The 24,755-nt window shown below is 49.1% G+C and carries 21 protein-coding genes; 18 read left to right on the top strand and 3 right to left on the bottom strand.

The window, feature by feature from the left end; translation table 11 throughout:
* Positions 1-106 precede the first annotated feature (106 nt).
* From BN1247_RS11990 to BN1247_RS11980, 3 genes are all read left to right on the top strand, one after another.
* Positions 107-1,327 (top strand): MFS transporter, encoded by a 1,221-nt coding sequence (locus BN1247_RS11990; RefSeq protein WP_054950600.1) that lies wholly within the window; start codon positions 107-109, stop codon positions 1,325-1,327.
* 52 nt (positions 1,328-1,379) lie between these two features.
* Positions 1,380-2,228 (top strand): ArsR/SmtB family transcription factor, encoded by an 849-nt coding sequence (locus BN1247_RS11985; protein WP_054950599.1) that lies wholly within the window; start codon positions 1,380-1,382, stop codon positions 2,226-2,228.
* 847 nt (positions 2,229-3,075) lie between these two features.
* On the top strand, positions 3,076-3,879 hold the full coding sequence (locus tag BN1247_RS11980; RefSeq protein ID WP_054950598.1) for an ABC transporter ATP-binding protein: 804 nt from the start codon (positions 3,076-3,078) through the stop codon (positions 3,877-3,879).
* Positions 3,880-3,989: 110 nt separating this feature from the next.
* Here BN1247_RS11980 and BN1247_RS11975 read toward each other — a convergent pair whose 3' ends face one another.
* Positions 3,990-5,039, bottom strand: a complete 1,050-nt coding sequence (locus BN1247_RS11975) for an NAD(P)/FAD-dependent oxidoreductase (protein ID WP_054950597.1) — start codon at positions 5,037-5,039, stop codon at positions 3,990-3,992.
* Positions 5,040-5,317: 278 nt separating this feature from the next.
* Between BN1247_RS11975 and BN1247_RS11970 the strand changes: the two genes are divergently transcribed.
* From BN1247_RS11970 to BN1247_RS11935, 8 genes are all read left to right on the top strand, one after another.
* A complete protein-coding gene (locus BN1247_RS11970; protein WP_054950596.1) occupies positions 5,318-6,244 on the top strand; it encodes an iron-hydroxamate ABC transporter substrate-binding protein in 927 nt (308 codons plus the stop codon).
* Positions 6,245-6,247: 3 nt separating this feature from the next.
* Positions 6,248-7,261 (top strand): FecCD family ABC transporter permease, encoded by a 1,014-nt coding sequence (locus tag BN1247_RS11965; protein ID WP_054950595.1) that lies wholly within the window; start codon positions 6,248-6,250, stop codon positions 7,259-7,261.
* Positions 7,258-8,268 (top strand): FecCD family ABC transporter permease, encoded by a 1,011-nt coding sequence (locus tag BN1247_RS11960; RefSeq protein ID WP_054950594.1) that lies wholly within the window; start codon positions 7,258-7,260, stop codon positions 8,266-8,268. The genes BN1247_RS11965 and BN1247_RS11960 overlap by 4 nt, the downstream gene beginning before the upstream one ends.
* 623 nt (positions 8,269-8,891) lie before the next feature.
* A complete protein-coding gene (locus BN1247_RS11955) occupies positions 8,892-9,488 on the top strand; it encodes a YidC/Oxa1 family membrane protein insertase (protein ID WP_082415923.1) in 597 nt (198 codons plus the stop codon).
* Between the two features lie 191 nt (positions 9,489-9,679).
* Positions 9,680-11,539: a bifunctional chorismate-binding protein/class IV aminotransferase gene (locus BN1247_RS11950; protein WP_074011146.1), complete on the top strand. Its 1,860-nt coding sequence runs from the start codon at positions 9,680-9,682 to the stop codon at positions 11,537-11,539.
* Between the two features lie 395 nt (positions 11,540-11,934).
* Positions 11,935-12,093, top strand: a complete 159-nt coding sequence (locus tag BN1247_RS11945; protein WP_157360866.1) for a hypothetical protein — start codon at positions 11,935-11,937, stop codon at positions 12,091-12,093.
* A gap of 410 nt (positions 12,094-12,503) precedes the next feature.
* On the top strand, positions 12,504-13,826 hold the full coding sequence (gene mgtE / locus BN1247_RS11940; RefSeq protein WP_054951632.1) for a magnesium transporter: 1,323 nt from the start codon (positions 12,504-12,506) through the stop codon (positions 13,824-13,826).
* 132 nt (positions 13,827-13,958) lie between these two features.
* Positions 13,959-14,585, top strand: a complete 627-nt coding sequence (locus tag BN1247_RS11935) for a Maf family protein (protein ID WP_054950591.1) — start codon at positions 13,959-13,961, stop codon at positions 14,583-14,585.
* A gap of 9 nt (positions 14,586-14,594) precedes the next feature.
* Here the strand turns inward: BN1247_RS11935 and BN1247_RS11930 are convergent, their stop codons facing one another.
* Positions 14,595-16,778 carry a HelD family protein gene (locus BN1247_RS11930; RefSeq protein WP_054950590.1) on the bottom strand — a complete coding sequence of 728 codons (2,184 nt, stop codon included), beginning with the start codon at positions 16,776-16,778 and terminating at the stop codon, positions 14,595-14,597.
* Between the two features lie 206 nt (positions 16,779-16,984).
* Here BN1247_RS11930 and BN1247_RS11925 point away from each other — a divergent pair, with 206 nt between their 5' ends.
* From BN1247_RS11925 to BN1247_RS18595, 7 genes are all read left to right on the top strand, one after another.
* Complete coding sequence (locus BN1247_RS11925; RefSeq protein ID WP_054950589.1) at positions 16,985-17,188, top strand: hypothetical protein; 204 nt, start codon at positions 16,985-16,987, stop codon at positions 17,186-17,188.
* 141 nt (positions 17,189-17,329) lie between these two features.
* The gene (locus tag BN1247_RS11920; RefSeq protein ID WP_054951631.1) at positions 17,330-17,536 is read left to right on the top strand and encodes a helix-turn-helix transcriptional regulator; all 207 of its coding nucleotides are present in this window, start codon (positions 17,330-17,332) and stop codon (positions 17,534-17,536) included.
* A complete protein-coding gene (locus BN1247_RS11915) occupies positions 17,530-18,015 on the top strand; it encodes a hypothetical protein (protein ID WP_054950588.1) in 486 nt (161 codons plus the stop codon). Before BN1247_RS11920 ends, BN1247_RS11915 begins: the two co-directional genes overlap by 7 nt.
* 491 nt (positions 18,016-18,506) lie before the next feature.
* Positions 18,507-21,809 (top strand): GNAT family N-acetyltransferase, encoded by a 3,303-nt coding sequence (locus BN1247_RS11910; protein WP_054950587.1) that lies wholly within the window; start codon positions 18,507-18,509, stop codon positions 21,807-21,809.
* 108 nt (positions 21,810-21,917) lie between these two features.
* Complete coding sequence (locus BN1247_RS11905) at positions 21,918-22,775, top strand: amidohydrolase family protein (RefSeq protein ID WP_054950586.1); 858 nt, start codon at positions 21,918-21,920, stop codon at positions 22,773-22,775.
* A 96-nt stretch (positions 22,776-22,871) separates the two neighbouring features.
* Positions 22,872-23,303, top strand: a complete 432-nt coding sequence (fosB, locus tag BN1247_RS11900; RefSeq protein WP_054950585.1) for a metallothiol transferase FosB — start codon at positions 22,872-22,874, stop codon at positions 23,301-23,303.
* A 5-nt stretch (positions 23,304-23,308) separates the two neighbouring features.
* The gene (locus tag BN1247_RS18595) at positions 23,309-23,416 is read left to right on the top strand and encodes a DUF1731 domain-containing protein (protein WP_074011145.1); all 108 of its coding nucleotides are present in this window, start codon (positions 23,309-23,311) and stop codon (positions 23,414-23,416) included.
* A gap of 18 nt (positions 23,417-23,434) precedes the next feature.
* On the opposite strand, the gene BN1247_RS11895 is transcribed toward BN1247_RS18595, so the two are convergent.
* Positions 23,435-24,631 carry a DUF2515 family protein gene (locus BN1247_RS11895; RefSeq protein WP_054950584.1) on the bottom strand — a complete coding sequence of 399 codons (1,197 nt, stop codon included), beginning with the start codon at positions 24,629-24,631 and terminating at the stop codon, positions 23,435-23,437.
* Positions 24,632-24,755 lie beyond the last annotated feature (124 nt).

The following is a 24,755-nucleotide window of genomic DNA, read 5'->3' as shown; positions in this document are numbered from 1 at the left end:
TTTAGCTCCCTATGTAAAATGTATTTTCCGTTAAAATATATTTTAACGGAAAATACATGAATAACGATAAAGCGTTACTTAGTGGATGAGGGAGTGAGGGAAAGGTATGATTTCGTTACTAAAAAATGGTCAGTACTTACGTTTATGGTTAGCTCAAGTCGTGGCTGAATTAGGGGATGGCATTACGAGTATAGTCGTCGTTTTATCGGTGGCGCGTCTGTCAGACAGTCCGATCTACTTAAGCGCGGTTATTTTTGTTCAGTTATTGCCGGTCGCGATGTTTTCCGTTCTCTTAGGGCCTTTTGCCGATCGTTATTCGAAACGTGTAATCATGGTTGTTTCCGACGTTTACCGCGGTTTGATCTTGTTGGGGATGATTTTGGCGCAAGATAATATTTATGCGTTATTGGTGCTCATTTTTTTACACGGGATCGGCACCGCGCTGTTTGAACCGGCGCGCAGTTCGTCGATTCCGAAAGTAGTTGGCGAAGAGCGGATTTCAGAAGCCGTTAGCCTATCGCAAGGAACGTTTTCTGCCATGCTCGTCATTGCGCCAGCTATTGGGGGAATTTTAGTTGTCTTCGTTAATAGCTCCCTCATTTTTACTATTGGTGCGGTTACCTTCGCTGTGTCGGCGATGTTGTTGTCGACGATAAGCTCCTTAGGGGAGGGTGAACAGGTTGCGAGCGATGAGCGGGAGTCACACTGGCAGTTGTTAAAGGAAGGTATTCGAGAGGTGACGGGAATCACGGCGTTGCGTTTTTTACTCATCTTGCTCGTGCCGATTTCGATCATAATCGGTATCCTCAACGCCAATCTTGCGGCGACGTTTTTGCTCCACTTTAAAGTTCCGGAAATGTACTTTGGGTATTTGAGATCTGTCTTCGGAGTCGGGGCGGTCATCGGGGCTTTGCTCGGCCCCGTATTGTTGCGGCGCTTTCCCCCGGGGCAATTACTGACGGTTGCGACGGCTCTGTTCGGTTTTTGGTTAGTGTTAATTTGGCCTCTCGACTATGTGCAACGTCTGTTTGGCATTGCGCCAATTTTTATTTGGAACGCCGTTAGCGGTATGATTGGCACTTGTGTTAATGTACCGATCGGTAGCCTATTTTTAACGGCGACTCCCGACAGTTTCCGCGGAAGAGGTTCAGCGCTCATGCAGTCGACGGTCGAATGGGGGCAATTAGCGGGCATATTATTAGGGGGGTGGCTCGCACAGTTTTTTGGCGTTTTACTCAGCAGTGCAATTGCTGGTATGATGTTAATGATAACGGTCGTCATTTTTCCGCAGTTACAAGGGTATCGTGCACTACACGGGACAAAGTAGTCGCGTCAAAGTGCCGAAGTGACGACATAGTATAAAGATGGAGTGATTCCCGTTGCCTGGCCCAGTTAAGATTAAAGATATGGAAGTCGCTAAAATGTTACTCGACCCACGTCGCTTAACGATCATCGACCTCGTCAAAGATGAGGCGCTAACGGTTACGCAGATGGCCGCAAAGTTAGAGGAGAAGCCTTCGCGGTTGTACTACCACGTGCGCAAGTTGGAAGAGGCGGGCGTGCTCAAAGTAGTGGAAACGCGTCAACACGGAAATTTGGTCGAAAAATATTATAAAGCGGTGCGCGGTCAATTTACGCTCGATGAAAGCTTACTTCCGCAGTTTTCAGAGCAGCTGCTCGTCGATACAGTCCGCCTAATCGAGCCGGGGTTAAAATTGTTGGGGGAAAGTTTTAAAAAGGGCGAGACGGAAAGCGACGATGTCGATTATAGTATCATGCTACGGGAGTGCACAAAACAGGAATGGAAAGAACATTGTCAGCAGTTGATGGACGTGGTTGAGGCAAAAGGTGAAAGTGCTCATACGAAAACAGCCGCTCCGTCGACGCATGCGGCGACACAAGCCGCGACACAAGCCGCCGGCACCGATCGCCAAGGCACGACTACCACTGACGCTGTAGACGAGGTCGCTACCGATCGCACCAGTGAAAGGGACAGTCCTGATGCCGCGGTCGATACATCGGAAAAAAATGGTGCAGCGGAAGAAGAAAAGAAAGAACGTTACGTCCAAATTGTCTTAAGTTACCGCATCGGTGCCGCCGAGGAGTTAGGATGCTTTTTACCCGAAAAACTGCCTAGCCAATTGGATGAAGGCGTGGGAATCGAGCACGCTGTTGAAACGGCCCACAACCCGTCCCCAAAAAACGGGCGGAAACGAAATCAACGGTAGCAGGTGACGAAGAAGAGCGGCAGGGCAGAGCGGGCCGGAATATGTAGAATCGCCAAGTTAAGCCGGCAGCCGCTTGGAGTGTTGGCTACCCTCCGCTCGTTATTTGGTACGTTTTTATTTTTTTGGTATAGCATCGATGATGGCAGACGGAACGTAAGAAAAAATTAGCGTGAAGTGGTATCGGAGCCAACATTATGGAGGAGTGAAGTGAGAAGAATGCACGGGCGGAATGTGAACGGGTTTTGTCGTCGATGTGTCACTTAAAGGGGTGTACTTGTTATGGAAGCATGTCATCCCCTCAATGGTGCAAGGTGGCGGCGGGGGCATTATTAACACCGGATCTGGTCGGCGGGGCAACTAGACTTGCGCGATTGAGAAGCGAAAATCTCTGCAAAACCGGCTGTCGTCTACTTTGAAAACCTGTCATTCTTAAGATTTATCGAGGAAAAAGGCTGTGAAATCGCCGATATTGCCCACCGTACGGGCGCACTGTGCGTCGTCGGAGTCGACTCGAGTTCGCTCGGCGTGTTACAACCGCCGCGTCGGTACGGTGCTGACATCGTCTGTAATGATCTCTGCTAGGGTGAGATTGTAAACTTAGTGTCAATAAGGGTAATTGACGTAGTCCGCAGAAAAAGTTATAATTGAGAAACATTATCATCTAAGTATGAGCCTATGCGAGCCTATAAATGTATTCATAAAAAAGGGTAGACGGCGGCTCTTTTTTTTCTTCGCCGATAATGATTATCGTTACTATCGAATATGTGATCGGCACAAGCTGATGCTGCAAAATAGGGCGAGAGAGAATCACAGCATCGTCGCTATATTCTAGGAAGGAGTGGTCAACTTGGCGCGTTTGGTTACCGAAAATCTTCGGATCACTTATGGTGAAGAGGTGATTGTTAATCAGCTGAATCTTACGATTCCGGACGGGAAAATCACTGCACTGGTAGGGGCGAATGGCTCAGGAAAGTCGACGATATTGAAGACGGTGGCCCGCATCATGAAACCGCAAAAAGGTGAGGTCTATTTAGACGGAAAATCGATTCACCAAACGCAGACAAAGGATGTAGCGAAACAACTTGCCATCCTGCCACAAAGCCCGGTCGTCCCAGAAGGGCTTACGGTAGGAGAACTCGTTTCCTACGGCCGATTTCCCCATCAGCAAGGGTTTGGTTCGCTAGGTAAAGAGGACAAGGAAATGGTAGCTTGGGCGTTAGAGGTAACAGGTATGACTGACTTTTCTGCACGTCCGATCGAGCAAATGTCGGGTGGTCAGCGTCAGCGGGCATGGATTGCCATGGCGCTCGCGCAGGGGACGGAAATATTGTTTCTCGATGAACCGACAACGTATCTCGACATGACCCATCAACTTGAAGTACTGGAGTTGCTCGAGTACTTAAATCGCAGGGAAGGACGAACCATTGTCATGGTCGTTCACGATTTGAATCATGCGACACGGTACAGCCATCATATGGTTTGTATCAAGCGAGGCGATGTGGCATACGAGGGTAGCCCGGCTGAGGTTGTTCATCGGGAGATGCTGCGCGACGTATTTGGCATCAATGCGGACATCATTCCCGATCCACGTACTGGGACTCCACTCTGTTTGCCATTCAGTTTGTGCGACGGGGCTGGTTCATCATGTTAGTGAAACAGTGCAACTGACGACGGATGAACAGGTAACAAAATTTAACCAGGATAAGGGGTTCGGTCAGCGATGTGCTGACCGAATGTATGTAAAATTAACGATCGTAGCTGTTATTGTAGCATTTGTTTGACCAGCTCTCGATTGCGTTGCTTAAATATTTCGTTGTGGGAAGACACCATTGCACGTTGATCGGCATTAGGTTGGGTATATTGTTTGGCTTTGTTGACGGCGTTAGCAGCATCTTGAAAAGCACCGGCAATTAAATGCAATTTCCCGTCGTATGTCAATATATCTCCGGCGGCATACAGCCCAGGGACCGAAGATTCACCGTGGGCGGTACCTGCAATGAAGTAATCGTCTATCTTTTCAATATCCAAACTGCTATTTTCTAATAGCGAGGTATCCCGTTCATATCCGTGATTAATCACCGCTTCGTCCACCGTTAAATATGAAACTTTTCCCGTTTCGTGGTTAGTCAGCTCGACACATTCGAACCTTTTAGAACCTTTGGAGGCAATCAGTTTTGTGATAGAGGTGTGAAAGAAGCAAACGGCTGAACTGTCAAGCAACTGTTTAACTTGTGCTTCGTGACCGGTCAAAGAATCCTTACGGTAGACCAAATAAACCTGTTTAGCGACAGGTTCTAATTCATTGGCCCAGTCGATCGCCGAGTTTCCGCCTCCCGAAAGAAGCACCGTTTTATCTCGAAAATGACCTATAGATTTCACAGTGTAATGTAAATTTGAACCCTCGAATCTCTCCGCACCTTCCAGCGCGAGTTTTTTTGGCTTCAGTATGCCGCCTCCGACAGCGATAATGACTGTTTTTGAATAGTGTTGTTGCCCCGAGGAAGTTCGTAGCACAAAGATACCTTCTTCGTTACGGGCGATCGCTTGTACTTTTTCATTTAATACGACCTCTGGGTGAAACGTCAATCCTTGCTTTACGAGCTGTTCGATTAACTTGGTTCCTAGAATGGGCGTAAGCCCACCAACATCCCAAATCATTTTTTGCGGATAGACGTGTACCTTTCCGCCTAAAAATGATTGATATTCGATAATCTTTGTTTTCATTTCCCGCAGCCCACTATAGAAAGCGGAGTAAAGGCCGGCTGGTCCTCCGCCGACGATTGTTACGTCGAATAATTGATCTGTATCCATTTTCGTCCCCACCTTAGGTTCATATAATATTGATTATCATTATCAATAAGAATATACACTGTTTCCGTTTATAGATCAATGGGGATCGATCGCCGTATGCATCATTTTTAGGCAAAAGAGGGAAATCAGTGTGTCTGTTCAAGCTTTGCCTGTAAGAAGTGCACACAATAAAGAAGTTGACAATAGCTATTTAGCATAGTATGATACGATAAAATAATATTGATAATCATTATCAATTAACTGTTACATATATTTTTTGTCGGTAAAGGAGAATCAAGATGAAAAAAATCCCTGCTCTTTTGATCCTATTTTGCATTCTCGTGTTAAGTGGTTGCAGTAGTACGGAAACCGGCGTGAACACTGATTCCCACGACTCGAAGGCATCCAAAACTGACACGGTAACCTACCAATCGGAAAACGGTCCTGTCGAAGTTCCGGCCGATCCGCAGCGCGTCGTCGTCTTGGCAAGCTTCGCTGGCAATGTCATGGCTTTAGACGTCAATCTCGTAGGAGTCGATTCGTGGGCGAAGATGAACCCGCGCTTCAGTGAAAAATTAAAAGATGTCACGGAGGTATCTGATGAAAATTTGGAGAAAATAATAGAATTAAACCCTGATCTTATCATCGGGTTATCTACTGTCAAAAATGTTGAGAAGTTAAAGCAGATCGCGCCAACTGTCACTTACACTTACGGTAAAGTCGATTACTTAACGCAACATATTGAGATCGGGAAGCTGCTGAACAAGGAGAAGGAAGCGCGGGAGTGGGTTGATCAATTCAAGAAAAAAGCGCAAAAGGCCGGAAAAGATATTAAGAAAAAAATAGGAGAAAACACAACAGTGTCCGTCATTGAGAAATACGACAAACAGATTTATGTATTCGGCAATAATTGGGGGCGCGGGACGGAAATTTTATTTCAGGAAATGGGATTAAAAATGCCGAAGAAAGTTGAAGAAAAAGCTCTTAAGACTGGCTATTATGCGGTATCGGAAGAGGTGCTTTCGCAGTTTGCTGGGGATTACCTCATCCTGAGCAAAAATAGCGATGCCGACAATTCATTTCAGCAAACCGATACATATAAAAATATTCCGGCTGTAAAAAACAAGCGGGTCTTTGAAGTCGATTTTAAGGAGTTTTTTTTAAATGATCCTTTGACGTTGGAGTTTCAGTTAGACTTCTTTGAGAAAAGTTTTCTGGGGAAATAGTATATGATGAGATCGACACAGAACAAGATATCCTTTAAATATAAAATAGTTGCGGGAGTCGTGCTTCTCGTTGCGATGTTTGTTGTCTCTATCGTTTTTGGAGCGGCAAATACAACACTTAAGGACGTATGGTTGGCACTCACTACTAGTGAATCTAGTGAATCCGTTTTGTTAATCCGCGAAATTCGCTTACCGCGTGAAGTAGGTGCCTTATTCGTCGGAGCGGCATTAGCCGTCTCCGGCGCTATTATGCAAGGAATGACAAGAAATCCACTAGCAGACCCGGGTTTACTCGGACTGACGGCAGGTGCCAATGCAGCGCTTGCGTTAACAATTGCCTTATTACCTTCGGCGAACGATTTTTATATTATGATCGCTTGCTTTCTCGGGGCAACGGTCGGATCATTATTACTTGTGTTCAGTATAGGGGCTACTAAGAAGGGCAGAATGTCTCCCTTTCGCATCGTACTCGCTGGTGCAGCGGTTTCAGCATTTTTAACCGCCATTGCAGAAGGAATCGGCATTGTTTTTAAAATATCGAAAGACATATCGATGTGGACCGCGGGAGGATTGGTCGGCACGTCCTGGAGTAAGTTGGTGTTGATCGTTCCAGTTATAGTAACTGGTATCCTCCTTTCCTACCTGTTTTCTAAACATCTAACGATTCTTAGCTTGAGCGAAGAGGTGGCTGTCGGCTTAGGTCAAAAAACAGCAGCCGTAAAAGTCATTCTCTTTATCGTCGTGATCATGCTTGCGGGCGCTTCGGTTGCACTTGTCGGAAATATGACGTTCGTCGGTTTAATGATCCCGCATATCGTTCGTACGGTTGCCGGAACGGATTACCGCTACGTCATACCGCTGTCTGCTGTTACGGGAGCAGCCTTTATGTTATTCGCCGATACGCTTGGACGTACGATTAACGCGCCATACGAAACACCGGTTGCCGCTATTGTAGCCATGCTCGGCTTACCTTTCTTCTTATTGGTCGTGCATAGAGGGGGTAAGGCATTTTCATGAATCAGTGGACGAAAGTAATCAAACAGCGCGTGCTGCTAGGGGTTTTCTTAATACTAATTGTGATTACTGCTACTATCGATATGGGAATGGGCTTTTCTTCTTTATCTTATGATAGACTCTTGTTGACCCTTTTTGGTCAAGGCACGATTAAGGAGGAATTTATTTTATTTTCGATTCGCTTGCCGCGAATCGTCATCACTTTGCTGGCTGGGATGGCGTTAGCGCTATCCGGTGCGATATTGCAAACCATTACGCGGAACGATTTAGCTGATCCAGGAATCGTCGGTATCAATTCCGGAGCAGGCGTAGCGATTGCTCTATTCTTTTTGTTTTTTCCAGTAAAAGCAGGAGCATTTGTTTACTTGCTTCCATTTGTCGCTTTTATAGGCGCTTTCGTTACCGCCTGTCTCATCTATCTGTTTTCATATAGCCGACGTGTAGGTTTTCACCCCGTAAGGTTAGTACTGATTGGTGTCGGATTTTCCATGGCGCTTTCTGGAGTGATGATTGTACTTGTGTCTTCTGCCGAACGTTCCAAGGTTGATTTTATTGCCAAATGGTTGGCAGGCAGTATTTGGGGTGCAGATTGGCCGTTTGTTTATGCCTTCATTCCGTGGTTAGCTGTGCTGATCCCGATGACACTGTACAAAGCGAATAGAATGAACATACTCGCACTGGACTATTCTATCGCCGTCGGAGTTGGCGTATCAATCGAAAAAGAACGCTTCTCCTTACTGCTTACAGCTGTTGCACTAGCAGCATCGGCCGTATCTGTTACGGGAGGAATTGCCTTTATCGGCCTTATGGCTCCCCACATCGCCAAAGTGTTGGTCGGTCCTCGAAATCAATTGTCGATCCCACTCGCTATTCTCATTGGCGGTTGGCTGTTACTCATCGCAGATGCAATCGGGCGCCAGATCGCCGAACCCGACGGGATTCCGGCAGGGATTCTCGTCGCCTTAATTGGCGCACCGTATGTCATATATTTGCTGCGGAAAAAGTCGTAAAGGATCGCTTACGCACACTTTATAAGCGCCAGCAGCCCATCTCGCTAAGTGCAATTGCATATAAACCGTTGAAACTGTTCACAAGCGCCCCTCTTACGCCAAGATTTCTGGCAAACTGAACATTTTTTATGGTATAATTACATATAGTGATACGCGTTTAATCGAGTGAACTTCTACCGTCCATTTTCGATACATAACTGAATCGGTATCAGGTCAAGTGCTTTAGACAAATAAGCGGGGTTTATAAATGGATTTTTCAATCGGTTTTTCCGTTCTTCTCGTAGCGGTTGGGATGACATACTTTTATTTGGGGGCTTTACTTGGTATAACGGTCGTCCGCGCTTTTTCCGTAGTGACTCATACGGTAAAAGCGTTCGGGAGCAGTTATGTGTCACTTTCCCCTGCGGTCAGGCCCTGCATGCATTGGAACCGCCGCAAAGTACCTCGTCGTAGTAGGCATAATAGAAGTGGTGAGGATGAACCGCATCCTTCCTTTCGTTGGACGTATACCGACGTACGGCTAAACGAAAGCATGAGGAGGAACATCGATGGGTTGGCTTTCAGACATTCTCTACCACATTCTCGCGATTTGTTTTGCGTTTGTGAATGACTGAGGTTTTTCGATTGTATTACTCGCGCTATTTATTCGCGTCGCGCTGTTCGGCTTGAATTTGCGCATTGCGAGACAGCAAATCGTTCAGAAAAAAATTAAGCCATTGCTCGATCAGATACAGGTAACGCACAAAAATAATCAGGAGAAGCTTTTGCGGGAAACGCTGAAGCTAAACCAAACATACGGCATTAAGCCGTTTCGCACCATGATGATCGGCCTCGTGCAGGCGCCAGTATTTATGTCGATGTACGGGTTGTTTGCAAAGTATGGAGCAACGATGACATCGATCGTTATTCCGTGGATGGCCACACTGAGTGAGAGCGATCCGCTACACATTGTACCGATTGTCTATGCCGTGCTTACGTTCGTATCGTTTCTCATCCCGTTAACGAATGACATGGCGGTTACGCAATCACTTCCGCTGCAGATGGCTCTAGCTGTTGTATTCACGGCGATATTGATGACGGTGATGTGGCGTTTCCCGGTCGCTTTAGTACTATATTGGGTGACGAATGCGCTGCTAGCGTTAGCGGAGAAAATGTTTTACCGGACGCAGTGGGGGAAAAGGCTTTTGCAGCGGGGAATACCTGAGGTTCATTTGCCCTAAGACTGGGCGTAACATAAGCGTAGTAGTCTTTTATTTGCGAGGAACCATGCGCTTATGGAGGTTTTTGATAATTTACTGCTAGGGAATGAGTCGTCGATTGCGATCGTCCATAAATTGAATTTACCGACCGCCTGTGACTGCGATCGTAGCTCATAGGCGGTTTATATATTTCAATGATAAAGGTGAAAGTTATGAAGCACACGCATACAATGAGTCCCACTCTGTTTTTTGAATTTGCCGACAAGGCAGGGAAGCGGCGGCCACTCCTTTTTCAACACCCTGTCAAACAGTTAGTGGCAGAAACTGTCGGCGACGTAATACCCGTGTTGCAACAAGTGGCTACGGCGACTGCAAACGGGTATTATGCCGCGGGATACATGTCGTACGAAGCAGCACCGGCGTTCGATCCGCAATTCGTCGTTAAGGACGGGGAACGGATGCCCCTTGCCTGGTTTGGGTTGTTTGAACGACCGGAAGCGACGGAGTTGCCTTGTTTCGGCGGCTCTTTTTGCGTTTCCGATTGGCTGGTGGATACGGAGCGGCAGCAATACGACGCTAGCATTAGGCATATTCAACGAAAAATAGCGGCACGTATTACGGAACAAGTTAACTATACAACTCGTTTGCATGCGACGTTTACAGGCGATGAGGTGGCCTATTATCGGCAGCTCTGCGTTGCACAAAAGGCGGCATATAGTGCCTATTTAAACTTAGGGCGCTACCGCGTACTCTCCATTTCCCCGGAAATGTTTTTTCGCTGGGATGGTGAACAGCTCGTTACCCGTCCGATGAAAGGGACGATCCGCCGCGGTGTGACGTTAGCGGAAGATGAACAGAACAAAAAGAAGCTGCAGCAATCGAATAAAGACCGGACAGAAAATCGCATCGTTGTCGATCTGTTTCGCCGTGAGTTAAGACAAATCGCGCAAGACGGCGCAGTCGATGTGACGCGTTTGTTTGAGGTAGAGACGTATCCGACGGTATTGCAAATGACGTCGACTGTCGTCGCCCGTACCCGTCAGGATGTGACGTTGGTCGAGCTGTTTCGGGCGTTATTTCCTTCCGGATCGATCACCGGCTCTCCGAAACGAGCGACAATGACCCTCATTCAACAGTTAGAAAATGCACCGCGCGAAGTGTACTGTGGGGCGATCGGTTATATCGAACCGGGCGGAGAAACGGTGTTTAATGTTCCGATTCGCACCGTCGTCATCGATACGGAGACGAACAAGGCGACGTACGGTGTTGGCGGCGGAATTACGCGTGCTTCGACGGCCGCGGGGGAGTACGACGAGCTCGTGGCCAAGGCGTCATTTCTAAAGGAGTCTCCTAAACCGTTTCAGTTGCTAGAAACGATGCGGTTGGAAGGCAGCGTGTATGCTTTACTCGAGCGCCATTTACATAGATTGCAACGTTCGGCGGGCTATTTTCAATATATTTACGACGAACAGAAAGTAAGGAGAATGCTTGCAGAAAAGGCGCGGCAAGTGAACGGTGGGACTCACCGCGTACGCTTGCTACTGTCGGAACAAGGGGGTGTGGAGGTGAACAGTACACCACTCGCCCTGACGACAAATGACGCTAGCGCTCCATACACCGTTGCCTTGGCGCACACACCGATCGACTCAGCGGATCGATTCCTTTACCATAAAACGACGCGGCGGGAAGTGTACGAACGCCACCGTAAGATGGCTCCGTCTGCCTTCGACGTGTTGTTGTGGAATGAAGCGGGGGAATTAACCGAGTTTACGATTGGCAATCTTGTACTGGAGTTAGCGGGGAAGAAGTACACGCCTCCGATAACGAGTGGACTCCTCGCTGGCACCTTTCGCGAGCAGTTACTCGAAGAAGGTATCGTGAGAGAGCGAGTACTTACGGTGAGAGATTTAAAGTCATGTGAGGCCATGTGGCTCGTGAACAGTGTACGCGGTTGGGTGCCAGTAAAGCTGGAAGCAGCACTGGAAAAACTCCTTAAAACGAACGGCGCTAATCGAAAAATGTTCGACCTATATTGCAGGAGTAACGAGCATATTTGTATGACAATTGAGTAACGGGCGAGTTTATAGAACAATTAATGTAAAATATTGTTAAGGAATATTGCGTGTCATATGGGGGACGTGGATCGTTTAAGCGGGGGGAGCAGGTTCCCGCGGGTAGCGCTCCTTTCTGCGCCCCTATGAAATTGGTAGAGGTCGGCTTTTAAAAACGTATCCATGGAGTGGATGGTAAATTTAAGGATCTTCGGTACAGTATACATACCCATTCCGTGAGGGGGAAGCGAAGAAAACGAAAAGTATCGGCAAAAAGTTTTTATGAGAAAAATGGTTTTCAAGAAGTAAACAGGTTAGTTTTTATGGCTAAGGAGGTCAAGGAATCCAGGGGGAGATTATGAGTTTTTTGTCTGTATCTGATAGAGTAAGCAGTCATGTACAAGATGAGGGGCGAGATGAAAATAAGGTGCGCGGCGGACTTTTTGTTGCTGCCACTGCGCCAGGCGGCTGAGGTGAGGTCGCTCGGTACAGCGGGAAAGGTCACGATAATAATGCTGGGAGAATTAGGGGAGGAATGTGCGGCGAGCGGGGCTCCCTCTAGCGGTGAAAAATGAAAAAGATTCACGCTGCGCGATACATGTGTGCGGTCGGAATTGCCGTCAATCGCCGTGTCATAGCGCGCAGTACTGCAGACCGTTCTGCTATAGATATGGATATAGATCGCTGACCGCTGTTATGTAAGAGCGCTAGGCGACGGATCTGTGCCTACCGACCGCGGTGTTCCAGACGTCGCCATCCAACGGAAGGTTGGCGAATTAACAACAACTGTGTGCAAGACGGTTGACGCAAGCTATGATTGTTAGTAAATTATTAGTAAAACCCCCTCTCTCGTCGAGTGGGCTTTTTTCATTTTGCATAGTATGAGTTAACAACCAGTTTAAAAGTGTGGATATTCGTTACACGTTCTATATATCATTCAAAAAAAGGGGGGGCCAGGGTGGATATTACGGCGGTTGGCGATGAATTGCGCGAATTACTTCAAAGAGCGGATAATGAAACAGCGATTATCGAATTAGTCGATTCCATGCAGCCATACGACGTAGATGAGATCCTAAGGCAGTTAAACTTACAGGAGCAACTTACCTTTATTGAGCTGCTTCCGTTATCATTAGCCGCCGAAACGTTAGAGTACTCCGAACCGGAAACGCAATATCGCATCCTACACCATTTGGATGTCATACTAACGACACAGTTGTTACGGCAAATGTCGAGTGACACGGTCGTCGATATGTTGTTAGCCATTCACCCACTGCAAAAAAATCGCTTATTAGACTTGTTGCCGGCTGACTACCGCAAAAAAATTGACACGTTGATGACTTTCCCCGAAGATACGGCGGGAAGCTTAGCGACAGTCGATTACATTTCCGCCCGTGTGAATTGGACGGTCGAACAGACGTTGCAACACATTCGCAAAGTTGGTGACCAAGCAGAACTTATTTCATACATATTCGTCGTTAACGTTCTCGGGGAGCTGGTCGGGATCGTTTCTTTGCGGGAGATCATCCTCGCGAATCCGGGGACGCAACTTAAGGCGATGATTACGAGTGACGTCATTTCGGTGAAAGCGGACTGCCCCCAAGAGGAGGCGGCGGACATTTTGTCGCGCTACGACTTTGTCGCCCTTCCTGTCGTTAACGCGCAAAACCGACTAATCGGGATCGTCACTGTCGACGACTTGATCGACGTCATTCACGAAGAGGCGACGGAAGATATGCAAAAACTGGGCGGTAGTCAACCGCTCAACGAGCCGTACTTCAAAACGTCGATATGGCGTTTATTTAAGAAGCGGATTGTCTGGCTCGTGTTACTGTTTGTGGCCGAGGCGTATACTGGTTCCGTCCTGCGGCACTACGAGGACGTTATATCGCAGATGGTCGCGTTATCCTTTTTTATTCCGCTGTTAATCGGTACGGGCGGAAACACCGGGTCACAAACAGTCAGTACGCTCGTGCGTGCCCTTGCCGTCGGTGAAGTGACGTTTAAGGATATGTTTCGGGTGCTCGTGCGAGAGGTGTTGACTGGTTTTCTATTAGGGACGGCTCTTGCGTGTATCGCCTTTGTGCGGGCACACTTTCTCGGCGTTGAAGTCGCACTTGGTCTCGTTGTGGCCTTAACTTGCTTTGCAATCGTTCTTTGGGCATCGATGGTCGCTGCCGTGTTGCCACTCATTTTGCACCGGCTCAAGGTGGATCCCGCTGTCGTGTCGGCGCCATTCATTACGACGATCGTCGACGGTACGGGGTTAGTGATTTACTTTACGATCGCCCGCTTACTTTTGAATTTGTAAGATGCGGCTAAGAAATAATCGTTCTTTAGGTGAGTATTGCTTCCCAGGGTATTGTAGTGGATATTATTTCCTGAGGTAACGGGTAAACTGATGAGGATCAGGTTGAAGTAGAAGTGAAGCGAGGGGATACGCATGGCAATCGTACCGAATATACGAGTTATTTTAGCATCTTCGTCACCGCGGCGGCAGGAGTTACTGCAATCGCTCGGCGTTTCGTTCGATGTCCAGCCACCGCAGGTCACTGAAGATTATGTGCGTGCGCTTTCGCCGCCAGAAATTGTAGAAGACTTATCTCGGAGAAAGGCGCTTGCGGTTGCCCGTACGCTACAGGCGGATCAAGCACCAGGCGACGCGTTAGTGATCGGTTCAGATACGGTCGTCGTCCTCGATGGGGACGTGCTAGGACAACCAGCCGACGCCCGCGAGGCACAGCAAATGTTAGCCCGGCTACAGGGGCGCGGCCACCGCGTATATACCGGATTGGCACTCATTACCACCTGCACGGACGGAAAAGTTGTCGAAGAAAAAAGTTATGTCGGCCATCGCTGTACAGAAGTTTATATGCGGCAATTGAGCGAGGCAGAGATCGATCGCTACGTGGCGACGGAAGAACCTTTGGACAAAGCGGGCGCATACGCGATTCAAGGGTTTGGGGCCACTTTCGTCGATAAAATCGTCGGCGATTACTTTACTGTCGTCGGGTTGCCGCTAACACTACTAGCTAAGCTTTTGCGCCGAGCGGGTTATCGCCTTTTTTAACGGTGGCAACTACTGTTTTTCGTTTAATAGCGGCGACAACGGGCCGATACTGTACACATGCAGTTCGTGTAAGGCACGGGTGATGGCTACGTACAACTGCTTGGCATCGCCTTCAGCGACTTCGTAAACCTTTTCTGAGGCGTCGGGGACGATGACCATGTCAAATTCGAGCCCTTTGGCTAGAGTCACGGGCAGCAGTAACAGCCCACTTGGCAGTGCGTCTGTTTCTCGTTTCACCAAGTGAATGTCGGTGAGCCCTGCGTGTAACAGCCGTTCGTACCAGTGCGCACTCGCTTTTTCTGAGTGTACGACGATCGCTGTCATTTGATATGCGGAAGCTGCGGTAGCTTTGATCGCCGCTGCGATCTGCTGGGCAACCTCCTCTGGACTGCTGAACGCGCGTAGGAGCGGCTTTTTTCCGCAGCGCACGATCGGGACAGCTCGTTTAAATTGTGGGAAGTGGCTCAGGACGGTATTGGCCAACTCCATAATCGGGATCGTCGAGCGGTAGCTTTGTTTTAGCTGGAAAAATTGGCTCTCTTCCGGTTTAAACACGGAGCCGAGCAGTTCATCCCAGCTCGTAATGCCGCGGTCTGGGTAAATCGATTGCGCCAAATCTCCTAAAATAGTAAGCGATTGCTTTCTCGTCATTTGTTTTAATAGAGAAAAGGCAAACGGACCGATATCTTGTGCTTCATCTACGACGAGGTGGGCAAAATTTTTTTGGATATCCTGTTCAAAGACGCGCTGCCGCAAGATAATTAACGCGGGTAGATCAGCCGGTTCAAACTGTTTGGCGGCGCACAGTTTTTCGTTGTATGTGCACAAGGTAGTAATCTGCTGCCGCGAAAGCTCCCCGGGCCAAGCCTCCCGTCCCGTTTGCCCGTCAAAGGCGCCCCGCATCGTCTCTTCGTCAGCTAAAGCGGCGCGGTAGGCCGCATAAAGGTCGATGGTGGGCAATGGCACGTGCTTTTCGGCAAACGTCGTCGTGTCAGCTGTTATTTTTTCTAGTTCGCGGCGGTTAACGTCGATGTGGTGCTCGCGTAACGTTTTAACAGCCGTGCGCAGCAACTGGTTGGCGACGTACTGGCGGATTGCCTTCAGTCGCGGAATGACGGGTAACGTTTGGAAGCGGCCTTCGTACAACTGGCGCAGCTCGTCTCTAGTGAGCGGGACGGCAACTTTTACGATACGGCCACGCAGCTTATATTTGCGGGCAAAACGGGTGTCGGCGAACGATGCTAGCAGGCGGTCTTCGAACGCATCGATCCACGCTTCGAGTAGCAGGCGGTAGGCGAGTGACTGTTTGCTGCGGTAGATCCACGTCTCTCTTTTTGCGTTGTCAGCTTTCACCGAGACACTTTTTCCAAGTAGGTCCTGGAACAGTTCATTCAGTGTAAACTGTTTGACCCTTTCGACGCCGAGGTCAGGCAAGACGTCGGAAATGTAGTCGATAAACATGCGGTTAGGCGCAATGATCGCTACGTTATTTGGCCTGATTCGCTCCTCGTATTCGTAAAGTAAAAAGGCAAGTCGGTGCAAGGCGACACTCGTTTTTCCGCTCCCGGCAACTCCTTGTACGACGACAACCTTGTCCGGGCTCGTGCGAATGACGCTGTTTTGCTCGCGCTGGATTGTCGCTACGATGTCGGTCATTTTGACGTCGCGTTTTTCAGCGAGTGTGTGGAGGAGGAATTCATCGGCGACGAGATCGCTTTCGTGATCGAAAATGTGTGTCAACTGACCGCTGTCAATTTTGAAGCTTCGCTTTAACGTTACATTTCCCGTTACGTTTCCTCCATTGACAGCGTAGGACGATTCATTGCCGCTACTATTGTAGAACAAACTTGCCAGTGGCGCGCGCCAGTCAATGACGATCGGTTCTAGCGTTTCTTCATTGTAAACGCCGTGTTTGCCGATATATCGGTCTTCCGTCTGTCCGTCGTCGCCGTCAAAGCGGATGCGGCCAAAGTAAGGGTTGTTGCGAACTCGCTCTAAGCGGCTTAAACGCAAGGCCCGTGCTTCCATGATGCGTTGTTCACTATAGTCTGCCGTCGGGGCGATGGTGCGGCGCAAATAAGCGGCCTGTTCGTCAATATTCGCCGTTGTCTGTTGCAGGTGCTTGCGTTCTTCGCAGAATGCGGGGTGCTGTGGGCGACTGTCAGGTTCTTCGTGCTCGTCTTTCGTACGCATTGTTTGTCCTCCCTGTTCATTAGTTTTCTTTTCTAACCTACCGGTATCCTTCAGAGCGATCGTCCGTGTATTTCCCTTCACCGATTGGACCCATCCGGATGTCTGTTTCATTATCCCTTTCTGGGATTTAAAGTGAGATTTTCCATTTTATCATATGTTTCTAAACAAGGAAAGCAGTTTTTTTGCTCTGGCGAGGAGTTAAACAATTGAGGATGATTGGCGTCGACTTATTCATCTACAAAGAGGATCGGAGGTATGACTGTCTCAAAGATTATATGGATGACATCGCGATACGGATGACATCGGTAACGGTGCAAACGACGGTGTCCAACTTAAACGTTGCAAAATATACAACGGAACCGAGACGGGGGAGGCGTTACGGTTCTTTTTTTGCATTGAATGTTAGTTAAGGATAACAATATGTAAGGTAAACTTGACATAATGTCAGCTTTACCTTACAATGATATCGATCTTAGACAAACAGGGACAAACATTGATGAGGAAAGATGACACAACGGCACGGAGGAGGTATATGCGTCGTGTCAGTCAAACTGTACAACCGCGTAAAGGAATTGCGCGCCCGTTTCAATTATACGCAGGAAAAATTGGCGCAAGAAGTTGGCGTGACGAGGCAAACGATTGCTGCGGTGGAAAAAGGGGAATATGTGCCGTCGCTGCTGTTGGCGTTAAAAATATGCGCTGCCTACGGCTTGCCGATGGAAGCAGTGTTTTCATTGAAGGAGGAGGAGCTATGTTGAAAAAGATTGTTCGCAGTTATTCGTTTACGTTGTTTACGATCGTGTTGTTCGCACTATCGTTAGTTCCGCTCTTTTTAATCTCGGAACAGTTTGCTGTAGCGCTAAAAAATCCGGGAACGCCTTTTGAGGTCACTCTTGATTTGCGGCTCTTAATCGCACCGTTCATTCTAATTGTCTTAGGAACCATCTTTACCTTGTTCTTCTTTGTCGGCGAGCGAGCAGAAAAAAAATCGTGGATGAAAATTATTTTCTTACCGTCAGAGTTTATGGAGAACGATGAACGGGAGCAAATGATTACGGCCAAGTCGTGTCGCTCTGCTTACATTGCCATGTTTTTTACCGCTCCGGCCGTAGCGGGTGTGATGACCTTTTATCCGCTCATGCAAGAAGCGATCCCTTATTTGCCCGTGTTTGCGATCTTGTTCGTCCTTATAGTACCAATTACGGCGTATCACTGGACGGCGCGCAAGTACCGGTAAGGGGAACGGTGCAGTCACCCGGTGCAGTCATCCTCGGTAACATGACTATATACAAATTTTTGTTGACTTTTTCAACAACGCCGTTTTATACTGTTAAAGAATACTAACGTTGGTAGGGGCGGGCAGGCGCATTGTAAGGCCTCCAATCCCATCCAAGTAAAACAAAGGGGTGATGTGTGATGTCCAATTGCAAATACGTAGCAGGTAACAAACACACAACCTTTGTTTCGTTTTTTATTAGAATGACATAAGTATCGCATCGTCTTTGTACCTTCGCAGTGTCGACGGTGGGAAACTGTGTCAAGTTGTCCGGAAACGAGCCGTAGGTTGTGCGCCTACGGTTTTTTGGCGTTTGTCAAGGCCGTAGATCGAGAGTTTTTAAGGGGGTGGTTAACATGCGCAAAGAAGGGTTAATGAATCACACACTCAGATTAGTATGTCTGGCGATTAATGAAGAACGGCTGGAATAAACATATTTAGGGAGTGGAACTATGCCGACATTGCAAAAAGAAAAAATAACGATTGTCGAATATCGACCAGAATTGGCCGCTAAAATCGCGAAAATGTGGAATGAAAGTCGCGACGGTTGGGGTGGCGATTCGGCCGTGATGGAAGCGGAAGACGTCTTACGGGAACAAGAGAACTCAGAAAACTTGCATACTTTTATTGCGTTAGTCGGCGACGAAGTCGTCGGTTATTGCGGTTTGAAAGAGAATTTCGAGGACGAAGGATCGCTCTACATATCGCTACTCAACGTGCGCACCGATTACCACAATCGTAAAATCGGCAAGGCGCTCGTCTTAAAGGCAGTGGAGCGGACGATTCAGCTCGGGTGGCCGCGACTCGACTTACATACGTGGCCAGGTAATACAAAAGCAGTGCCACTATACAAAAAGTGTGGTTTCTTTTGGGAAGAGCGGGACGATACGACTCATTTGATGAATTTCATTCCGACGGTTGTGCAGACTGAGGCGGTACAGCCCTTTTTCGCCACTGCCGATTGGTACGACGACAGCGTACGACCGATTGAAGTGAAGCCGGACGGACGGAAACAAAATGGCTTCGACTTTTTTGAATATCGCTGGGAAAAAGACGGACGTTCCTTACGCATGGAGTTTGAACGTAGTGGACGGGGCCTAAGGCTCATTGAAACGGATGACTATTTAATCGAAGCGACAGTTGAAAACAACGCGCTCGTCTTCGGGCGCGACTATGAGATTGCGTATCGGATCGTGAACAAGACGGGGCAACCGTTACAAGTGGCTCTGTCTGGATGCAATAATAAAAATATTACTTATTCGTTTTCTGAAACGGTCGATGTAACGGATGACATCACGGTATGCGGCACGTTTCACGTCGGAGCGGTTGAAGAAGAACCGCACCAGTGGAAGACGCATCCGGCCGTCGTCACCGAACTGTGCATTAACGGAAAAAAAGTGTTGTTTAAGCTTGGAATTGCCCCGAAATTTCCGCTACAAATGAAGGGACAACAGCCGCTGTCGCTCTGTCACAAAGGGGAAGGAGTCTTTTACCTCGACCTCGAAAACAACGCTCTGGAAGAGACGGCGTTCCACTTTACACTTCCGCACCGTTCGTTTATTCAGTTTGCGCAGACGGACTTTAGCGTGACGTTAGCTGGGCAGGAAAAACTGTCACTGCCTGTGTCCTTCGCGTTAACGGGGTTCGGCGTTTACGAACAAAAGATCGAGGTGCAAGTGAGTCCTTCTGACAATGAGGCATACGTGTTCGAGAAAAAAATCGCAGTGCCGTTTCCTGGGTTTGGCGCACGCTTTTTGTATGAAGACGAGGAGTATTACTATTTGTATAACGGGCCGTACCGGGTGACGATGAATAAAGACGACGGTTTTACTTTTCCGGCACATGGCGAGTCACACGATGTATCGACGTTTTTCTTACCGCCAAAACTGGGGAAACCGTACTCAGACGAGATCGAAAAACAACGGCCGGTTGCGGTAACTTTTTCCGAAAACGGCACGGCGGCTGTCATGCGTGCGACGTATCACTCGAAGCGCTTTACGGGATTGCACCTTACCGCTGTCGTCACGTTATTCGCTGAGGGACTGGTGGAACGTTACGTTGAACTTTATAACGACGGCGATGAAGAAAGGCGCGAAGCGGTTTATGTACGCGATCCGTTTTATCACGACTTGTATGACGGCGTCATTCCTTACGACGGCAACATTGTCGTCATTAACGCAAACGACGGGGATGATGCGGATTACTGGAATTTCGACAAGTTGAGTGAAAACTGGCTGTTTGCACAAAAAACAGGAAGACCGTGCGGAGTGTGTTGGCCAGCGTCGTCGCGCGTCCTCATACAAGACTGGTTTTTAGCACTTGATTCGTACGTCGGCAAAATCGGTGCGAAAGAGACAGTAACGACGCCTCCCGTGACGATTTCAATCGCTGCGTTTCCGACGTGGGAAGCGTTTCGCGCGTTCGCTGTGCAGCAAGTAGGGAATGGTGACACAGCCTTTCGTAGTGACGATGATTTTCACGGCGATGCACATCGTAGCGCCCCGTTCCTTAGCGGTAGCGAGTACGCGACTGCTGACGAACACGTTCACACGAGCATTCAGCCGGTCGAACCGTTAGCGTTGTCCGCCAATGCGGGCAATCCGTTTTTGCGCGCGGCGCAAACGGACTACGAGCTTAATGTTGGCGGGGAGAAACGCGAGTTTTTCCAGGGAACGATTGCGGTAGAGCAGGTGAACTGTGACGAGAGGATCGCCTGTACCGAGGAGGAGAATATTGGCAGAAAGGTCGATTGTGGCGAGTGGACAGCTGACAAGGAGCGGATGGTTGGAGATGGCGATGAGCAGCTCGTGCAGTCCTTTCGTGAAGCCGATGAGTGCCGGGCGGCTCACTTTACGCTTCCTGCCCCAGAGACGTGTGCACGGTTAGCCGTAACGACTGATTTTGCGGCAAAAAAAGAGACATTGCGGCGCGTGTTGTTCCGGCAAGGAAAGGAACCGATTCGCGTCGAGCGCTTTGAGGCAGACGGCTATGAAAATTACTGCGTCGACAACGGCGTGATCGCGTTGAAGGCGGCACCTGCCTTTTATCCATCTGTCTACTCACTTTGCTATAACGGTCGCGAATGGTTCGATCACACCTATCCGACGTTGCGACCGAAACATTGGTGGAACCCGTGGATGGGCGGTTTGCGTACGGCGCTGAAACAGTTGACGCCGCATTCACAGTTAAAAGAAGAGCGGCAAGCTGAATTTGTGACGCGGGAAGATTCGTTCGGCAATGCGTGGCAAGGAATTAAATTGACGGTTCAGCTAAGCGCACACAAGCGTTATAAAGGATTGACGTATGCACAGTACGCTATGCTGTTGCCGGGGATCCCCCTCGTGGCGATGTGGGTCGAATTTGAGCAGCGAACGGGGACATTTTTGTCGAGCGATGTGCATACGTTGCTCAGCATTAAAAGTAGCGACGACTATGCGGCGATGCGCATCGCGACGTCCGATCGCGATGACAGCACGGCATATTATCTCAACGGAAGTCGTGTGCTACTCGACCGATCACATATCTTAATTTCTGCAAATACACACACAGATGTCCTCCATCTCATTGATCCGAGGGTGACTCCGCACAACCGCGTCTATTTGCACGAAGAGGTGTGTGAAATGACTTTTATGCGTCGTGTGCGTGCGGCCGACGGTTCCGTGCAGAGGTTGCAGCCGAGTTTTTTGCTGCTGTCTGACCGCGTGTTTAATGAGGAAGAGTTGCACGATCTGAAGCGTCTTCGCTTTGATGAATAAAGGTTTGGTCGGTGCGGAAAATGATCAGGCTAAGAGGAGATTGGTCATTGAACCGTGAAAAGGTTACACGAGTAAGATAGACAAATCTATGCGGAAGGTGGGGCGCAAGTGAAAATCATTGACGCACACATGCACTTTTCGAATATTGACAGCTTTAAGCAGACGGCGCGCGATCTGTCGTTTTTAAACTACAGCGGCAAAGGGTTAGCGCAAGAATACGCGGAGGCGGGGATCGTGCTCGGGATCGGCATGGGCGTGACGGAAAGTGAGACTGGGGCCTTCCCCGACCCGTCTGCGCCTACGCCGATGGGACTCGACTTGGAGCAGGGGCTACCGGCTAACATCGTGTATTGCCTCGGCATAAACCCGCATCAACTGACGGGCGAACATTTACAACAAGTTGAGAAAGACCTGCAAAAGCCGCACGTCGTCGGTTTAAAAATCTACCTCGGTTACTATCCTTTTTATGCGTATGACGAGGTGTACGAGCCGATTTACGAACTTGCGGCTAAGTACGGCGTGCCGGTCGTCTTTCACGCAGGCGATACGTATGCCGAGCGCGGATTGCTCAAGTATTCCCACCCGCTAACGATCGATGAAGTGGCGGTTAAGCACCGTGACGTGACGTTTATGATTGCCCATCTCGGCGACCCGTGGGTGTTGGACGCGGTAGAAATCGTCTACAAAAATCGTAACGTCTTCGCCGATTTATCCGGCATTATCGTCGGCGATACGCGCGAAGTGCTTAGGCACGAGCAATCGCCGCTGTTTTTACACCATTTGCGACACGCGTTAGCGTACGCCGACGACTATACGAAGTTTTTATTCGGCACGGACTGGCCGCTCGTGCAAGTGCAACCGTACGTCAACTTAATTTCGCGCCTCATTCCGCTTACCCGCCACGACGACGTATTTTACAATAACGCCTTGCGCGTGTTTCCGAAGATTAGGTCGTTTTTGAAGTAAGTGGGCGGACTAGTGGGTGGGCAGTTGCTAGCAAGTAATGATCATGCCCTTTCGTGCAATCACAATACGTACGTTATAAGGGAGAGGTGGCGTAACATGCAACCGATAAAAAGTATTAACCACTTGACGTTCTCGGTGTCGAACCTCGAGCGGTCGATCACCTTTTATAAAGCCGTTTTCGGTGCGAAATTGTTAGTTAAAGGGGAGCGCATGGCCTACTTTGATCTAGGCGGACTGTGGCTAGCTTTAAATGTGCAGGAAGACATCCCCCGCCGGGAAATACACGAGTCTTATACGCATGTCGCTTTTACGGTAGAGGAGGAGGACATCGACCGTCTGCGCGAAAAACTGGAGGCGTTAAACGTACCGATGTTTGGACGGGTTCGGGATGAGGCGCGGGAAGGAAAGTCGCTCTATTTTACCGATCCCGACGGGCACAAGTTTGAGTTTCATACAGGAAACTTGCAGCAGCGCATCGAATGTTATAAAGGCGAAGGGAAAAACTATACGTTTTTTATCGAACGGTAGAAACTTTGTTACTCGGTGGATGTCACGTCGTGCCGCGGCGGCTGCAGGAAACGGGATATTCGTTTAAGTATCCCGAATTAGGACAGGCGCTAACAGAGTTAGTTAGAAAGTAACCAGGAACTTGTCCGCCACTATTTGCGCCAGGTTCGGACGATGCATCGTATGACTTGCGCTAAGCTGGCGGCGATGCGCAACCGGCGGTAGGAACGGTCGTAGGCGTCGCTAATGAGATACGTTTTTATTTTTGGCGACGGCTGCGGCGTTTTTACGAGGACAGATAGACTCCGTGGACCTTCGTACCAGTCGCCCGCTTCAGCAGGGCGATGCGTCACGTCTGCCCATGTGTCAGTTAAGCGTGGGCTGACGATTTTGGGCGGTTTGTTTTTTGGCGCTGATGTTCGTTGGTGGGGCGAAGACGTATAGCGATGTGGAAAGTAGTCGGCGCGCGATCCGGTGTGTGCGTAGCGACTCGCCCATGCGTATATGTGCGGATATAGCGCGGGATGAAATAACGTTTGGTAGAGCATCCGCCCCGTTTTAATGCGGTGAGCGACGTTCGTAAAGTTGTGCATCGTTCGTCCGACTAGTGGCGTCGCCGTCGGTTCGTCCTCTCCTAGCGACAAGACGATTTGGTTCAGGTCACAGGCGGTGAAAAGTTTGAACATTACCGATTGCAGCACCGGACGGTACTGCGGGTGACGGATCACCCGCTGTTCAATGTACTGTTGCTCGTTGACGATTAAGGCTGCTGTAAGCAAAGCGGAGTCCCGTTTATGCCAAAAGTACTGCCAGACGGGAATAGCGAATCGCGAGACGCCGAACAGCGGCAACAAGTGGAACAGCGGTTTTTGTGCGCGCACGGAATGGGCATACAGCAACAACTGCGGGTACGCGTCGTGAAAAATGAGCCAGTTCGACCGTTCAAACATAGCGAACAGCGCTCGTGCCATCCGTTCGGAAAGGAGCGGACGCAATAACGACCCGCGCAAATCGGTCATATTCCAACCGCCGTTGCGCGAGACGAGATGGGCGAGTAGTGCCCAGTGCACTTCGGGGAATTTTTCGTAGTAAGCGAAGTAAGCGTTCGTGCGCGTCAAGTTGTTGCGGTTGCGGACGGCTGTCTGTGCGCGGATTTCCGCGACGACCGCCGAGAGGGCTTCATCCTTGCCCAGTAGTAATTTTGCTGCTGGGGGATCGACAGCCTTGGACGCGCAGCTGTTCCTACTCCGATGGTCGTCACTTGCAGCTATCTGATACGTCTGCAAGATGCGTTTCAGTTGCTTAATGAGTTGTTCGTCACGTTGTTCCCGCCAGAGCGGCCAGTTCATTGTTCGGTACCCCCGACATCCCTTGCGGCACTTACGTACGATTAAATACCGCAGTCTGAATGACTTGCGTCCCTCCTAGTATTGCACTGTACGGTTTTTTCCATCACGGACCAGAGAAATTGTC

Origin of the sequence: Numidum massiliense, assembly GCF_001375555.1 — a bacterium.
GTDB lineage: Bacteria > Bacillota > Bacilli > Thermoactinomycetales > Novibacillaceae > Numidum > Numidum massiliense.
This window is presented reverse-complemented; position numbering and strand designations above follow the sequence as displayed.

Excerpts from the sequence above, each read along its gene's own strand:
- BN1247_RS11990 (WP_054950600.1), top strand. The coding sequence starts at position 107 with ATGATTTCGTTACTAAAAAATGGTCAGTACTTACGTTTATGGTTAGCT.
- BN1247_RS11975 (WP_054950597.1), bottom strand. The coding sequence starts at position 5,039 with ATGGATACAGATCAATTATTCGACGTAACAATCGTCGGCGGAGGACCA.
- BN1247_RS11970 (WP_054950596.1), top strand. The coding sequence starts at position 5,318 with ATGAAAAAAATCCCTGCTCTTTTGATCCTATTTTGCATTCTCGTGTTA.
- BN1247_RS11965 (WP_054950595.1), top strand. The coding sequence starts at position 6,248 with ATGATGAGATCGACACAGAACAAGATATCCTTTAAATATAAAATAGTT.
- BN1247_RS11960 (WP_054950594.1), top strand. The coding sequence starts at position 7,258 with ATGAATCAGTGGACGAAAGTAATCAAACAGCGCGTGCTGCTAGGGGTT.
- BN1247_RS11950 (WP_074011146.1), top strand. The coding sequence starts at position 9,680 with ATGAAGCACACGCATACAATGAGTCCCACTCTGTTTTTTGAATTTGCC.
- BN1247_RS11945 (WP_157360866.1), top strand. The coding sequence starts at position 11,935 with ATGAAAATAAGGTGCGCGGCGGACTTTTTGTTGCTGCCACTGCGCCAG.
- BN1247_RS11935 (WP_054950591.1), top strand. The coding sequence starts at position 13,959 with ATGGCAATCGTACCGAATATACGAGTTATTTTAGCATCTTCGTCACCG.
- BN1247_RS11930 (WP_054950590.1), bottom strand. The coding sequence starts at position 16,778 with ATGCGTACGAAAGACGAGCACGAAGAACCTGACAGTCGCCCACAGCAC.
- BN1247_RS11915 (WP_054950588.1), top strand. The coding sequence starts at position 17,530 with ATGTTGAAAAAGATTGTTCGCAGTTATTCGTTTACGTTGTTTACGATC.
- BN1247_RS11910 (WP_054950587.1), top strand. The coding sequence starts at position 18,507 with ATGCCGACATTGCAAAAAGAAAAAATAACGATTGTCGAATATCGACCA.
- fosB (WP_054950585.1), top strand. The coding sequence starts at position 22,872 with ATGCAACCGATAAAAAGTATTAACCACTTGACGTTCTCGGTGTCGAAC.
- BN1247_RS11895 (WP_054950584.1), bottom strand. The coding sequence starts at position 24,631 with ATGAACTGGCCGCTCTGGCGGGAACAACGTGACGAACAACTCATTAAG.